At 52.2% G+C, this 13,989-nt stretch carries 10 protein-coding genes; 4 read left to right on the top strand and 6 right to left on the bottom strand.

Features of this window, described 5'->3' with window-relative positions; translation table 11 throughout:
- Nucleotides 1-41 precede the first annotated feature (41 nt).
- Both DBY95_RS06655 and DBY95_RS06650 read left to right on the top strand, forming a co-directional pair.
- Nucleotides 42-1,010, top strand: coding sequence for an SEL1-like repeat protein (locus DBY95_RS06655; protein WP_107723806.1), 969 nt, complete (start codon nucleotides 42-44; stop codon nucleotides 1,008-1,010).
- A gap of 210 nt (nucleotides 1,011-1,220) precedes the next feature.
- Nucleotides 1,221-4,511, top strand: a complete 3,291-nt coding sequence (locus tag DBY95_RS06650) for a DUF2339 domain-containing protein (RefSeq protein ID WP_107723805.1) — start codon at nucleotides 1,221-1,223, stop codon at nucleotides 4,509-4,511.
- An 86-nt stretch (nucleotides 4,512-4,597) separates the two neighbouring features.
- On the opposite strand, the gene DBY95_RS06645 is transcribed toward DBY95_RS06650, so the two are convergent.
- Genes DBY95_RS06645 through dndC form a run of 4 tightly spaced genes read right to left on the bottom strand, consistent with a single transcriptional unit; the run spans nucleotide 4,598 to nucleotide 9,594 of the window.
- Complete coding sequence (locus DBY95_RS06645; protein WP_107723804.1) at nucleotides 4,598-6,193, bottom strand: FtsK/SpoIIIE domain-containing protein; 1,596 nt, start codon at nucleotides 6,191-6,193, stop codon at nucleotides 4,598-4,600.
- Between the two features lie 11 nt (nucleotides 6,194-6,204).
- Nucleotides 6,205-8,259 carry an AAA family ATPase gene (locus DBY95_RS06640; RefSeq protein ID WP_107723803.1) on the bottom strand — a complete coding sequence of 685 codons (2,055 nt, stop codon included), beginning with the start codon at nucleotides 8,257-8,259 and terminating at the stop codon, nucleotides 6,205-6,207.
- 1 nt (nucleotide 8,260) lies between these two features.
- On the bottom strand, nucleotides 8,261-8,485 hold the full coding sequence (locus tag DBY95_RS06635) for a DNA modification system-associated small protein (protein WP_107723802.1): 225 nt from the start codon (nucleotides 8,483-8,485) through the stop codon (nucleotides 8,261-8,263).
- Nucleotides 8,482-9,594 (bottom strand): DNA phosphorothioation system sulfurtransferase DndC, encoded by a 1,113-nt coding sequence (gene dndC / locus DBY95_RS06630; RefSeq protein ID WP_107723957.1) that lies wholly within the window; start codon nucleotides 9,592-9,594, stop codon nucleotides 8,482-8,484. Before dndC ends, DBY95_RS06635 begins: the two co-directional genes overlap by 4 nt.
- Nucleotides 9,595-9,660: 66 nt before the next feature.
- Here dndC and DBY95_RS06625 point away from each other — a divergent pair, with 66 nt between their 5' ends.
- A complete protein-coding gene (locus DBY95_RS06625) occupies nucleotides 9,661-9,912 on the top strand; it encodes a helix-turn-helix domain-containing protein (RefSeq protein WP_004518984.1) in 252 nt (83 codons plus the stop codon).
- Nucleotides 9,909-10,385 carry a hypothetical protein gene (locus tag DBY95_RS06620; protein WP_063068390.1) on the top strand — a complete coding sequence of 159 codons (477 nt, stop codon included), beginning with the start codon at nucleotides 9,909-9,911 and terminating at the stop codon, nucleotides 10,383-10,385. The genes DBY95_RS06625 and DBY95_RS06620 overlap by 4 nt, the downstream gene beginning before the upstream one ends.
- Nucleotides 10,386-10,640: 255 nt before the next feature.
- Here the strand turns inward: DBY95_RS06620 and uvrD are convergent, their stop codons facing one another.
- Both uvrD and gap read right to left on the bottom strand, forming a co-directional pair.
- On the bottom strand, nucleotides 10,641-12,848 hold the full coding sequence (gene uvrD, locus DBY95_RS06615) for a DNA helicase II (RefSeq protein WP_107723801.1): 2,208 nt from the start codon (nucleotides 12,846-12,848) through the stop codon (nucleotides 10,641-10,643).
- A gap of 100 nt (nucleotides 12,849-12,948) precedes the next feature.
- Nucleotides 12,949-13,977, bottom strand: coding sequence for a type I glyceraldehyde-3-phosphate dehydrogenase (gene gap / locus DBY95_RS06610; protein WP_107723800.1), 1,029 nt, complete (start codon nucleotides 13,975-13,977; stop codon nucleotides 12,949-12,951).
- Nucleotides 13,978-13,989: the final 12 nt, after the last annotated feature.

The raw sequence follows: 13,989 nt of genomic DNA, 5'->3' as shown, positions 1-13,989 counted from the left end.
GGTATCGAAAATAAAAAAATGAATAAGACTGGGAATATAAGATGAAATTGTTACTCGCTTGTTTTTTAATAGCTGTCGTGATTTTTCTTTTTAGGCTTATGCGACGGAGTGCGGTTAAGGAATATGCTCCTGTCCAGACTTCTGATCCTATTCAAGCTATTACTCAGTTGGCAGAAGAAGGAAATGTCCAGGCTCAATATGAATTAGCCGGGTTATGTTGTAATAAAGAGCCTAAAGATTATCGAAAGGCAGTGCATTGGTATATGAAGGCAGCAGAGCAGGGACATCTTGATGCGCAATGCCTTTTGATAATGGAGTATTCAAGGTTTTTGACCAATCGGGATTATGAGCAGTTGAAACAGTGGCTTCATGCAAAGGCAGAGAATGGAGATGGGAGAACTAAATTTTCTTTGGGAAAGCTGTATTTGAAGCTGTCAGATTATGAACAGGCATTGTATTGGTATCGTCTTGCCAGTAGCCAGGGATATGGCCCTGCTGATTGCCAAATAGGAACAATGTACGAGTATGGAATAGGTGTTCCTCAAGACTATAAACAGGCAGAAGAATGGTTTATTAAAGGTGGACCATATAGTGAGCCTCGATGGCACTTGTTCATGATGTATTCTCGCATGGCGAGTGAAGGGGATATAGAGGCTCAATACAAATTAGGCTTTCAGTATCGATACGGTGGAAGTGTAGATCGATGTGACTCTTCTTTTGGTATTGATTATAAGCAGGCACTGTCTTTATTTCGTAAATTGGCGGAACAAGGGCATGCCGATGCTCAGTTTGAATTGGCTCAGATGTACAATGATGGAGTAGGCGTGACGCAAAATGATGTATTGGCGATTTATTGGTATCGTAAAGCGGCAGAGCAGGGAGTTGCATCGGCTCAGTTTCGTTTGGGCATTAAGTATAAACTTGGCCAAGGTTTTCAACAGGATGACACGTTGGCTCAAGAATGGTTTGAGAAGGCTTATAGCAACGGGTATCCTCGTGAAGAGTCTTAAGGTTCAATAAGTAGTTGCTCAATTAACCTGACAATAATATTAGGCCGTCTGAAAACCTTCTAAACATTTTCAGACGGCCTTTTTCTATGCCGATTCTTTATATTCTATTCGCCGTATGCTTTTATTCTCGGCCTTTTGTCTCTTTTTTTCATCAATAATGTTGCCAGTGTTACAATCGGCATATTCTTATTGTTATCAAACAGGTGTTTCATGCAGTTTTTTGGCCTGCTTATTCCTATTATTATCGGCTATTTTCTTGATGAGATGGCCACGGGCGTGATTATTGGGTCGTTGTTTTGGCTGGTTGCTTGGTCAATCTCGAAACAGCGTCAAGAAGAGCGTTTGGCTGAATCTGCTACGGCAGGCGACAGGATGCAGAAGCTGGAGCAGGAAATCGAGCTGCTGAAACGGCGTTTGTCGGTGTTGGAGCATGAGGCTGTCCGTGATGAGGCGAAGGTAGGACAGGGGCTTGAGGCTCGGGCTGTTGCCGATGTTCAGACGGCCTCCGAGCCGCTTCAGGTTCGGGTTGAGCCTGGGGCGGAAGCTGCACCTGTTAAGCAGAAAATTGAGGAAGCGTTTGCCCCTTCTTTTTCTATACCTATTGATCCTGTTTCTGCCAAGGCTTCTGCTTCGTCTGAGCCTGTTGTGGAAGAAGTTGTCGAGGCGGTTGCTCCGGTTGTTGCTGAACAAGCAGGACTGCCTAAGGAAGAGGCTGTTGTTGCTTCGATGCCGTCTGAAAGCGAAGAAGCGCCATCGCGTCAATTCGTTATCCATAAAGATAAGGTGGAAGGCGGAGAGTATTATAAGTTTTCCGACAATCCGATTGTTGCTTGGTTCTTGCGCGGCAATCCGTTGTTGAAAACCGGTATTGTGGTGCTGTTCCTCGGCTTGGCGTTTTTACTGCGCTATGCTTCCGAGCGGGTTCATGTGCCGGTGGAGCTGCGTTATCTGACTGTGGCAGGCGCGGGTTTGGCGGCGGTGGTCGGCGGCTGGAAGCTGCAAAGCCGTAAGCGTGAATATGGCTTGGTGTTGCAGGGTTTCGGCGTGGCGGTGATGTATTTGACGGCGTTGGCGGCGTTGAAACTGCATCCGCTGCTGCCTGTGTCGGTCGTGTTCGGGCTGATGGTGGCGATGGTTGTGCTGATGGCGTGGCTGGCGGTAAGGCAGAATGCGCAGATTATGGCGCAGGTTGCTTTAATCGGCGGTATGGCTGCGCCTTTGCTGACTTCAGACGGCAGCGGCAATTATTTGGTGCTGTTTTCTTATCTTGCCCTGCTCAATGGCGGTGTGGCCGTGATTGCTTGGTTTAAGGCATGGCGTCCGCTGAATCTGACGGGTTTTGCCGCTACTTTTGCCATTGCCGCGCTGTGGGGTATGCGCAGCTATACGCCGCAACATTTCGCCACGACCGAGCCTTTCTTGATTTACCACTGGCTGCTCTATACCTTTATCGCGTATCTGTTCGCACGCCGTAAGCTGACGGAAAACAGCGAAGACGGCGTTACGCCGATTGCCGACAATGCGACTTTGGAAGAAATCGGCAAGAGTATTTATACACACGGCCTGCGCGTTCATGTCCTCGACCATACTTTATTGTTTGGCACGATGGCGGCAGCGTTTGGCCTGCAATACCGCATGGTGGAGCATTGGCCGTCCGCGGATGCGCTTTCCGCATTGGGTTTTGCCGCGGTTTACGGACTGGCGGCGCTGCTGCTGAAACGTCAGCAGGGGCTGTATATTTTGCGTCAGGCGTTTTTTGCGTTGGCGGTGTTGTTCCTCACGATTGCCGTTCCGCTTTATTTTGAACCGAGCAATACGGTCATTTTGTGGAGTGCCGAATCCGCACTGGTTTATTTCTTCGGTCTGCGCCAACAGCGTCCGCATATCCGTTTGGGTGCGCTGATTGTTTATCTCTTGGCGGCACTGATTCAGCTGGGCAATTATCAGGGCTTCGGCACGGATACCGTTCTGGAAGGGCAGTGGTTTACAACGGTTGTGGTGTTGCTTGGCGGAGCAGCGATTTACTTGCTGTGGTATTTCTCGCGTCGCGAAGGTTCGGCGCAATGGGAAAAATCCGTTCAGACGGCCGTGTTGTCTGCCGCCTTGCTGTACATCTCTATTTTGCCTTTGCTTTTCTTGGCCGACCAAGGCAGCATTGTCGCTCTCTCCGCTTTGGCGGCAGCGTGGGCATTCTGCCGGCGCAAACATGAGCCGAATGTGTTTATCACATTTACCTTGGGCAATGTATTGTTCGCCCTGTTGCTGCAAGCCGGTATTATTTATGAATCCCAAGGCTTCCTGAGCCATCTGTACCTTATTGCCGCTACGCCTTTGCTGTTTGCGGCTGCCTATGCGCTGCAATATCCGCGCGTACCGGTTGCAAGCGAAAAGCCGGAAGGAAACGAGGTTTACTTTGCGCAGGTTTCAGGCTGGATCATCCTGCTTACTGCGTTGGCGACAGGCAGCTACGCCCTCTATATGCAATGGACAGGCGAGGAAACCCTGTTTATCGAGTTGTGGATGTGGTCGATATTTGCCGGCTTGCTGCTGTTTGCCAAACGTTTGAAATGGGAAGAGCTGTTGCAGGCAAACTTGGCATTCCTGCCCGTGTTTGCCCTGCATTTCGTCTTCTATCATACCGAACACGCATGGACAGCCGCCGCAGCCTTGCCGCTTGTGGCTGCCACCGTGTTGAACTTCATCATTCTGAACAACTATCCGCGCCATGATCTGATTTGGTTGCACAAACTCAATATCACGATACTCGGCATACTTTGGACGCTTTGGACCGCGCTGTATGTCGGCGGCCTCCTCTCCGGCGTTTGGACTCAGCTTTCATGGCTGGTCGTGCCTTTGGCAATGTGGATTGTTTTCCATACGCAGCGCCAACGCGCATTTTTCAGACGGCATCAAACCATTTATCAGCATTTCGCCTTGCCGTTGTGCGCCCTTGCCGCCGCTTGTTGGATGCTGTGGACCAACTTCTCCACGCCGTTCCAACCCTCGCCTTTGCCGTATATTCCCGTGCTTAACCCATTAGAACTCGCCTGTGCCGCCATGCTTTGGTTTGCCCTGCAATCCCTGCCCGAAGCCTTGCCGCCCGACCTTCGCCGTACCACGGCAACCACAGTCGCCGCCTTGGCATTTATGCTGATCAGCGCGGGCGTGATGCGCGTATGGCATTTCTACGACGGCATCACTTGGCGTCTCGACATCATGCTCCAATCCTTCGGCCTGCAAGCCAGCCTCTCCGTCGTTTGGGCAGTAACCGCCATCATCTTGATGGTACTCGGCAACCGCCGCAAACAGCGTTCCTACTGGATGACAGGCGCGACGCTGATGGGCATCGTGGTCGTCAAACTCTTCCTGATCGAGCTTTCCAACAGCGGCGGTATCGAGCGCATTGCCTCCTTCATCATCGTCGGCCTGCTGCTGCTTCTGGTCGGCTGGTTTGCCCCCGTTCCGCCCAAAGCAGAGAATGATGGCGAACCTAAAGCCTAATCACTAATCCCCAAAGGAAAAGGCCGTCTGAAACCCCATTTAAGTTTCAGACGGCCTGAGACCTTTGCAAAGGATGGTTGAACAAATTATACATTATACCCGTGCAGAAAACGTGCTGCTTCATTGTTCCATTTGACCAAATGATCGCCTTTGGCCGTCAGGTTTTCAGCACCGCGCTCGCCCAAGATAATCTCGGAAGACTGGCGTTTGCCTGTTTTCAACGCAATTTTGGTCGGCAGGTTGTCACGTAGGCGGCCGCTGAGTGTTTTCGCATCGGGGCGTTGCGTTGCCAATAACAGATACATTCCTGCGGAGCGCGCTTTTTGTGCCAGCCGTACCAAATGCCCTTCTGCGTCACTGCTGACATCGATAAGGTCGGCCAGTTCGTCAATCACGATAACAACATATTTTGGACGGGCGTGCTGTGGGACTTCTGCAATATCCTTTGCAGCGTATTCGTCCATCAGGCGGTATCGTTTATCCATCTCGTCAGCAAAAGACGACAATATTTCAGCAGCTTCTTCCGCATCGCTGACTATGCGCCCCTGCCATAAATTCGGACGGTCTTTGAAGGCGGCGAAATCCGCAGAAACTTTGCAATAACACACGACGATTTCCGTTTCATTCTGAGGAGCGAGTTCGAACAGGGAAGCCAGCATTGAGCGCACCAGTACCGATTTCCCAGCCCCCGTTTCCCCGCCTACCATCACATGCGGCGCGGTGGCAAAATCTTGAAACACGGGTTCGCCGCGTTCGTCCAAACCGATACACACTGGCAATCTGAATTGCTGTGCCGATGCGCGGTATTGCTGTAAGGCCGTCTGAAACTCACTTTGCCCGTATTGCCGCCAAGTGTCTTGCGGGCGCAGGATATTGATGTGCCATGTATTGGCTTCGCCGCGTATGCGTCCGCAGCGCATTTCGTCATCGCCGATGCCCAATTCGGAGCAAATTTGGCTGTGGTATTTTTCCAAATCCACATAGCGGTCAAACTGCACGCGCAAGCAGTCATAGCGCACGCCGCCGTATTCAGGCTGTATCGTACCGCCTTTGCCGACTGTTTTGTCCAGTGCGGTTTTGAGTTTGATGCAGGTTTGTTCTTCCGTGCCGGAAGCGGCCGGGTGCAGGCTGCCTGAAACGGCAGGGGCAGCACCGTCCGAACCACTGCCCCGGTGTTGCGCCGCCAAGCCGGCCAGTTCGTCAAAGAATATTTTTTTGGCTTCCACGATGCTGCCGTCACAGTAGTCCAAGGCTTTCCGGTAACGTTCCTCCAGCAGTTTCGCGCCGTTGTGCCACGCCAGTTGGATATAGGCAAACAAGTGTTTTTTGGTGAATTTCCGTTCTGGCACTTCGTCAAACATGCGCTGGCTGATGTAGGCTAGCCAAAATTTTTCTTCGCCTTTTTTGCCGTTTTGATTAAAGCAGGTGTTGAACGATGCGATTTCCAAACCACCGTCCATGCTGGGTTTCTGTTCCCAATCTTTGATATTTTTGGTTTTGGCAAAGCAGAAGGCGATGCACAGCCGCGCCCATTCATGGTTCTGCATTTTAGGCAGCACGCCGTCGCTTTCGAGCTGTTTTAGGATTTTGGCTGCTTCGCCGCTGGATTTGATGTGGGTGTTTTCGGTCAGCGTTACCCAGTATTTGTCGTTGCAGATTTTGTCGTCGTCCAATTCGTACATGGCGTTTCCCTTTATTCAAAATAGGCGTGCGGGGTAACGGTGGCGCATTTTCCGCCACCTTGTAGGATTTGAGAACGGATAAGGTAGCTCTTGCCGATGCATCCTTGTGCGTTGAGCTTTTGATAGGTTTCGGAACCGATTTCGGCACTCTGCACCAGAATAATCACTTGGCGGTTTAAATTCATCCAGTAGTGCACTAGGTTGTCGCAATGGCGCGTGTCCAAAGATGTGAGCGGGGTATCGACCACGAAGGGAACTTGGTAATCGGTAATTTCAGCCAATGCGGCAATCAGGGTCAGCACCAGTATTTTCTTTTCACCGTGGGAAAGCGGCTGGAAGTCGATAGCCATGCCGTTTTGACTGTACAGCGACAGGTTGCCATTTTCGTCGATTTCGATGTCACCGATTTGTTTGTCATGGGCGATTTTCTTGTGCAGGCTGTTTACGGTTTTGCGGAATGCATCCAGTTTGCTGCGGCGTAGTTGCACGGCCAAGTCGTCTATCAGGCGGCACACGGCCTCGGCACGCTCGGCCTTTTGCTGTTTGGGCAGGCTGTCTATCAGTGCCTGTTGCAGGGTTTCCCATTCGGTTTTCAGGCGGTTGACTTCGGTTTGGCTGCGCTCGATGCTGTTTTGCACGCCGCCGAGTTTTTGGTTGGCTTCGGCCAGCTCTTTCTGAACACGCTCCAATTCTTCGCGCAGGCGGTCGGAATCGACAAGCCTGTCTTTCTGCTGTTCGTAGCAGCGTTTCAGTTCGGCCAGTGTGGTTTCCTGGCGATTTTTCTCTTTGTTTAGGCTGCCGAGGTCGTTGTCAGGCGATGTGATGCGGGCGATGTTTTCGAAGGCAGCCTGAAAGCATGAATCGTCCAAGTAATTGTGCTGCATGGGGTCAGATGCATCTGGCGGCAGTTTATCGAACAGAACGTTCCATGATTCGTTCAGAGCACGTTTGAGCAGTTCGTCTTTCAGGATTTTCGGCGTCAGTAGTTCCAGCGTGTTGGGATTGTTGGAAAACGCTTGCCAGAATTCTTCCAACCGGTGCGCGTTCTGCTCTTTGCCCTGCTCGTGCAGCAGGCGGCGGTAATCACCGTGAAGCTGCGTTTTCAGGGCGGTGATATCGCTTTCAGGCAGTAGGGCAAGCGGCAAGGCTAACAAGGCTGCCTGAATGTTTTGGTTCAGTTGGGCGGTTTCGGCTTCACATTGTTCGATTTGGGCAATCAGCTCTTTGGAATGCTGAGTGCTGCCCGCGCCCCGCAACCGCATCTGCAAGTCGTCCTGCCGAGCTTCGGTTTCCTGCTTCTGCCGCTGCCACTGTTGCAGGGTTTCGGTATGACGCGCCAACTCTTCAGAGGCAGCCTGAAAATGGCGTTCGGTTTCAGAAAGCTGCTCTTTTTGCTTGCCACCCGCCTTTTCGCTGTATAGCTTCTGCCCGTATTCTCTCACCTCTGCCTGCAAGGCTTTAAGCAGGTCGATGCCCAAAAGTTTGTTCAGTGCGCCGCTCATCCAGCCGCCCGCACCAAACTGCTTGGCGATATTGACCAATTGTTCGCCATCAAAAAAGAAAAAAGCAGAATATTCTGACGGCAGGCCGTAATCTTCCAAATATTCTTGGATTTCTTCACCGTCTATAGGTTTTTTCAGGCCGTCTTTGCCTATGTAATACAAAAGCAGCTGGTTGCTTTCTTCCTGATAGAGGCCCAAATGGTCGAAATACCATTTACGAACAATACGGATACCCTGTTCGCCAAAGGCATAGCTTTCCATCAAATCCATTTCCAGCACTATTTCATAAGAGCGCGCAAAGGCGGCAGTGGCTTCCTTATATAAGGACTGACTGATGAAATCGCGGTATTTGAATCTGCTGTCGACCAAACCGGCACGCTGGAAATTGTCAATCGCGTCTTTGTCATACAGGCACAGATATATCGCTTCCAGCAGCGTAGTTTTGCCGTGCCCGTTTTCCGCCCCGACCAAAATCAGGTTTCGCCCTTTTTCAGGCGGGGGAAATTCAAATTCAGCTTCGGCGTAGGACTTGAAATTCTTCAGTTTTATTCGCTTGATATACACCTTATTTCCCCCATAAATCCTGTTGTTCGAAGATTTTGTCCAGCTTCTGCTTCATGCCGCCGTATTTGTCACCCTTGCGCTGCACCTGGCGCGCCCAAGCAAGAAGCTCCGCCGCCGCTTCCATTTTGACATTGTGTTTTTTTGCGGCCACTTCCAGCAAATGGCGCGCGTCGTGGTCGCGCCACAGCAGTAGGTCGGCAATTTGTGCTTCGGTTTCCGGGTTCATCGTCTGTCTCCTTGTTTCAAAATATCTTCCGTCCAAATCTGTTTGATTAGGTCGATTTCGTCCTGCGAAATCAGTTCTTCGCCGAAAGCAGCCTGCACTTTTAGCAGCTTCGCCAGCATTTCCTGCCGCGCCGTTATGGTGAACGGGCCGGGGATGTGTTTGCCGCCTTTGAACGTAAGTTTTCCGTTGCGCCGTTCGGCCTGGCGGTATTCGGGTTTGTTGCGGATGTCCACCAGCCAGTCGCGGTATTCAATTAACGGTGCAAATTCGGTTTTCCCCGCATCCACAAATCCTTGCAGGCTTCTATCTTTATTGACCACCGTACACGTCCAACAGCCGAAACGGCTAGAGTTGGTGCCACAGCCAGGGGCTTCTTCCTGCGACAGTACAATCGGGCATTCGCCGCCAGCGGCTTCGCGGTAGAGCTTGATTAAATCGCTGTGTGCGCCTCCCCAGGGCGGGTCGTTGGCAGCAAGGAATTCCCACACGTCGTCGGTACTCAAATCGACAATCGGTCGGTACACCAACGCGTTTTTCAAATCACTGTGCGGGGTCAGATTGCTGTTTTCCAAGTTTTGGTGGCTTTCGATACTTGCTTTGCGGGTGGCAGATTCGTCTTTGCGCACGCCCAGTACGATGATGGCTTTGCCGTTTTCGTTTACTTTTTGCAGGATGTAGCCGCTAGTAGGCTGGATTTTCAGGCGGTCGGTGCACCAGCGCATTGAGCGGTTGGGCGTGGGGTAGCCTTTGCCGATGAGTAGCGTCCAAAAGGTGTCCTGCAATTTCGGCACGGTGATTTCGCCGCTGACGGGCAGCCTGAAAATTTCAGCGGCACGCAGAATTTCTGCCAAAGATTGGCGCATGTGTTTCACTACCAGCGGGCTTTCCACCAGCGTGTCGTTGGAAATGAAGAACACCTGCCGCGTCCGCAGCATCGGCGGCAGCGAAAGCAGCATGTCAAACACCAAATGGGCGACAAGGGTGCTGTCCTTGCCGCCTGAAAAGGTAACAATCCAAGGGTAGTGCTGCGTTTCGCTCAAATATTCTTCAGTGATGTTTTGGCGTATAGCGTCGAACGGGTTGGCAGGGTGTATGGGTATTACGGTCATTTTATACATATTTCTTATTTGCACCTAAAACAGGTGCATGCGTGATTGTACCTAAAATCGGAGCGCATGAGAAATATTCGTTTGTCGGTACACTCTGCCGAACACACCTATTTGCGACAACTCCTTATCCGCAGAAGATTGGATTTGGGGTTGTCGCAGCGTGCATTGGCGGAACGGATGAATGTGGTGCATTCGTTCGTAGGAAAAGTGGAAACAGGTGACAGGCGGCTGGATATCTTTGAGTTTATTGATTATTGCCGCGCATTGAATTGGCAACCGGAGGAGGTATTGCAAAGTTTGCAGAAGGAAGCGGTATGAAAGATTTGGCAGCATTATTAAAATATGCGGAACAATTCCGCAGCCTGCATACAAGTTTTACACAAGCAAACAACCGTGCCCCGCATAAATTCATCCTTCTATACAGTTTATGCCTGCTGTATGAATCAGGCAGCCTGCACACAGAAAAAATTGATTTTTCGGATACGCTTTTGGAAGAATGGCAGGCAATATTCAGACAGCAATGGCAGCGGTGGGTGGCAAACGCATACCACCAAGAAAATTTCGGCATGCCGCTCTACCACATGAGGACCGAGCCGTTTTGGTATTTTTGTGTCAAACCTGGTATGGAAGATGCATTCGAACAAAAAAACCGCATGAAGGCTTTATCCAGCCTGCGTCAAACTGTTTCGGGCGTAGAAATCGATGCACTACTCGCACGGCTGCTTCGGCAGGCCGAAACGCGGGTGGTGCTGCAGGATGTGCTGTTGGCACAATTGTTTGAAATCTTATGAGCAGGGAAACGAGTGAAATTTAAAGTGCAGGCTGCTTTTTCATCGCCCCAAAAGCAGCAGCCGTAGGTCGGATTCTCGAATCCGACATTTTCCAACAGCGTTTTTTTCGGAAACGATAGACGCGTCAATGTTTTTGTTGGATACGAGTATCCAACCTACATTTCTACTTCTGGATTCCCGCCTGCGAGGGAATGACGGCGGAGGTTTCGGCAAAATTGCTCCTCCCGTTTTCAGACGGCCTCTGCCATCTCCCTTCTACATCTCTTCCAGTTTTGCAAACTTGGTGTCCAACTCTTTCACGCCCTGTTTGCCGAAGTTGATGGTCAGTCGGGCGGATTCGCCTTTGTCCACGGCATCGATGATGACTCCGGTGCCGAATTTGGCGTGGCGGACATTTTGGCCGATGCGGAAGCCTGCGTAGGTTTGCGGCTGTTTGAAGTTATCGATGATTTTGTCCCGTTGTACGGTGGTTTGGCGCGTGCTGCCGTAGCTGTCGTAGGCGGGTTTTTTGACCGACAGGTAGTGCAATACTTCGGGTGGGATTTCTTCGACGAAGCGGGAGACGATGCCGAATTGGGTTTGTCCGTGCAGCATGCGTTGTTGCGCCATGGTGATGTAGAGGCGTTTGCGGGCGCGGGTGATGGCGACGTACATGAGGCGGCGTTCTTCTTCGAGGCCGCCACGTTCGGCAAGGCTCATTTCGCTGGGGAAGCGGCCTTCTTCCATGCCGGTGAGGAAGACGGCGTTAAATTCCAAGCCTTTGGAGGCGTGGACGGTCATGAGTTGGACGGCTTTTTCGCCTGCGCCTGCTTGGTTTTCGCCGGATTCGAGGGCGGCGTTGCTGAGGAAGGCGAGGATGGGGAAGGCGGGGTCGTCTGAAATGTTTTCAGGCAGGGTTTCAAAGTTGCTGTCTTCGGGTTTGAACTCGATGGCGGCGTTGACGAGTTCGTCGAGGTTGTCGAGGCGGTCTTGGTTGTCGCCTTTTTGGGTTTGGTAGTGTTCGGTCAGGCCGCTGTCTTTGAGGATGCCGACGATGATTTCGGACAGGGGCATTTGTCCGACTTGGTTGCGCAGTGCTTCAATCAGGCGGACGAAGGCGGCGATTTTGGTGGCTTTTGCGCCGGCATTGCAGGCTGCCTGCCAGAGGGTGATGCCTTGTTCGTTTGAGGCCGTCTGAAGGTTTTCGATGGTGCGTGCGCCGATGCCGCGCGGTGGGAAGTTAATCACGCGCAAGAGGGCGTTGTCGTCGTCGGGATTGACGGCAAGGCGCAGGTAGGCGAGGGCGTGTTTGATTTCTTGGCGTTCGTAAAAGCGCAGGCCGCCGTAGATTTTGTAGGGAATGCCGCTGCGGAACAGGTTTTGTTCGATGACGCGCGATTGGGCGTTGCTGCGGTAGAGGACGGCGATTTCGTCCAAATCCCAGCCTTCGCGTTCGAGGGCTTTGGTTTCGTCCACGATGAATTGGGCTTCTTCGAGGTCGGTAAAGGCGGAGTAGTAGCGGATTTTGTCGCCTGCTTCGGCGTCGGTGCGCAGGTTTTTGCCGAGGCGTTCGTCGTTGTTTTCGATAACGGCGTTGGCGGCGGCGAGGATGTTGCCGACGGAGCGGTAGTTTTGTTCGAGTTTGACGGGCGCGTCGATGTGGAATTCTTCCATCAGCGCGGTCATGTTGCCGACGTTTGCGCCGCGGAATCGGTAAATGCTTTGGTCGTCGTCGCCGACGGCAAAGACGGCGGCGTGGTTGCCGGCAATCAGTTTCAGCCACGCGTATTGCAGCTTGTTGGTGTCTTGGAACTCGTCGACCAAAATGTGATTGAAGCGGTTTTGGTAGTGCTGGCGCAGGATTTCGTTGTTTTGCAGCATTTCGTAGCTGCGGAGCATGAGTTCGGCAAAATCGACCACGCCTTCGCGTTGGCAGATTTTGTCGTATTCGGCGTAGCACTCAATCATGCGGCGTGTGTGCGGATCGGGCGCGCTCAACACGGAAGCGCGCAAACCGGATTCTTTTTGCGCGTTGATAAAGCCTTGCAGCGAACGCGGCGCGATGATTTCTTCGGCGATGTTGAGGCTTTTGAGCAGGCGTTTGATCAGGGAAAGCTGATCGCCGCTGTCGAGGATTTGGAAGGAAGAGGGCAGGCCGGCGTCGCGGTGGTGCAGGCGCAAAAAGCGGTGGCAGAGGCCGTGGAACGTGCCGAGCCACATGGCGCGGACGTTGACGGGAATCATCGCGCCCAAACGGGTCTGCATTTCTTTGGCGGCTTTGTTGGTAAACGTTACCGCCATAATGCTGTGCACGCTGGCTTGTCCGCTTTGCAAAAGCCATGCGATGCGCGTGGTCAGTACGCGCGTTTTGCCGCTGCCCGCGCCTGCCAAAACGAGGGCGGATTGCGGCGGCCAGGTTACGGCGGAGAGTTGTTCGGGGTTTAAGCCTTGCAGGAGGTTGGGGGCGGATTCGTTGGGAAACATGAAGAGGCCGTCTGAAAATAAATGGGAATGCGATATTTTAAAGGAAATACAAAAGGCCGTCTGAAAAGATGTTTCAGACGGCCTTTGCGTTGGAAGCCGATTAGAACGGACGTACTTCCAAACCGAACATACGGCGCGCGGTGTTCAGCATTTGGCAGCTGAAGCCCCACTCGTTGTCGTACCATGCGAACACTTTAACCATTTTGCCTTCGGTTACTTTGGTCAGCGTAGAGTCGAATGTGCTGGCTTGGGTAGTGTGGTTGAAGTCCATAGAAACCAGCGGCAGGGTGTTGTAACCCAAAACGCCTTTCAGACGGCCTTCTTCGGAAGCGGCTTTCATCAGCGCATTGATTTCTTCGACAGAAGTCTCACGGCTTGCCTGGAAGCTCAGATCAACCAGGGAAACGTTGACGGTCGGTACGCGGATGGCGAGGCCGTCGAGTTTGCCTTTCAGGTCCGGCAATACCAAACCGACGGCTTTTGCCGCGCCGGTTTTGGTCGGAATCATGTTTTCCACGCCACTACGCGCACGGCGCAGGTCTTTGTGGCGTACGTCGGTGACGGTTTGGTCGTTGGTCAGCGCGTGGATGGTGGTCATCACGCCGTTTACGATGCCGATGTTTTCGTTCAACACTTTGGCTACGGGTGCCAGGCAGTTGGTGGTACAAGACGCGTTGGAGATAACGGTCATGTCGCCGGTAATCACGTCGTCGTTTACGCCATAAACGATGGTTGCGTCAACGTCATCGCCGCCGGGAGCGGAAATCAGCACTTTTTTCGCGCCGCTTTCCAAGTGGATTTTGGCTTTCTCTTTGCTAGTGAACGCGCCGGTACATTCCATGACCAGGTCAACGCCCAATTCGCCCCATGGCAATTCGGCAGGATTGCGGGTGGAGAAGTAAGGGATTTTTTTACCGTTGATGATGAGGTGTTTTTCATCATGGGAAACATCGGCGTCAAAGCGGCCGTGAACAGTGTCAAATTTGGTCAGGTGGGCGTTGGTCTCGATGCTGCCGCTGGCGTTGATGGCAACGATGTCGAGTTGGTCTTGCAGTTTGTAGTCGAAAATAGCGCGCACTACTTGGCGGCCGATGCGGCCGTAACCGTTGATGGCAACTTTGATACCCATGGCTTTTCCTCT

This window comes from Neisseria subflava, assembly GCF_003044935.1.
Taxonomy (GTDB): domain Bacteria; phylum Pseudomonadota; class Gammaproteobacteria; order Burkholderiales; family Neisseriaceae; genus Neisseria; species Neisseria subflava_E.
Note: the sequence above shows the minus strand (reverse complement) of the source record. Positions and strands in the feature narration are given on the sequence as shown.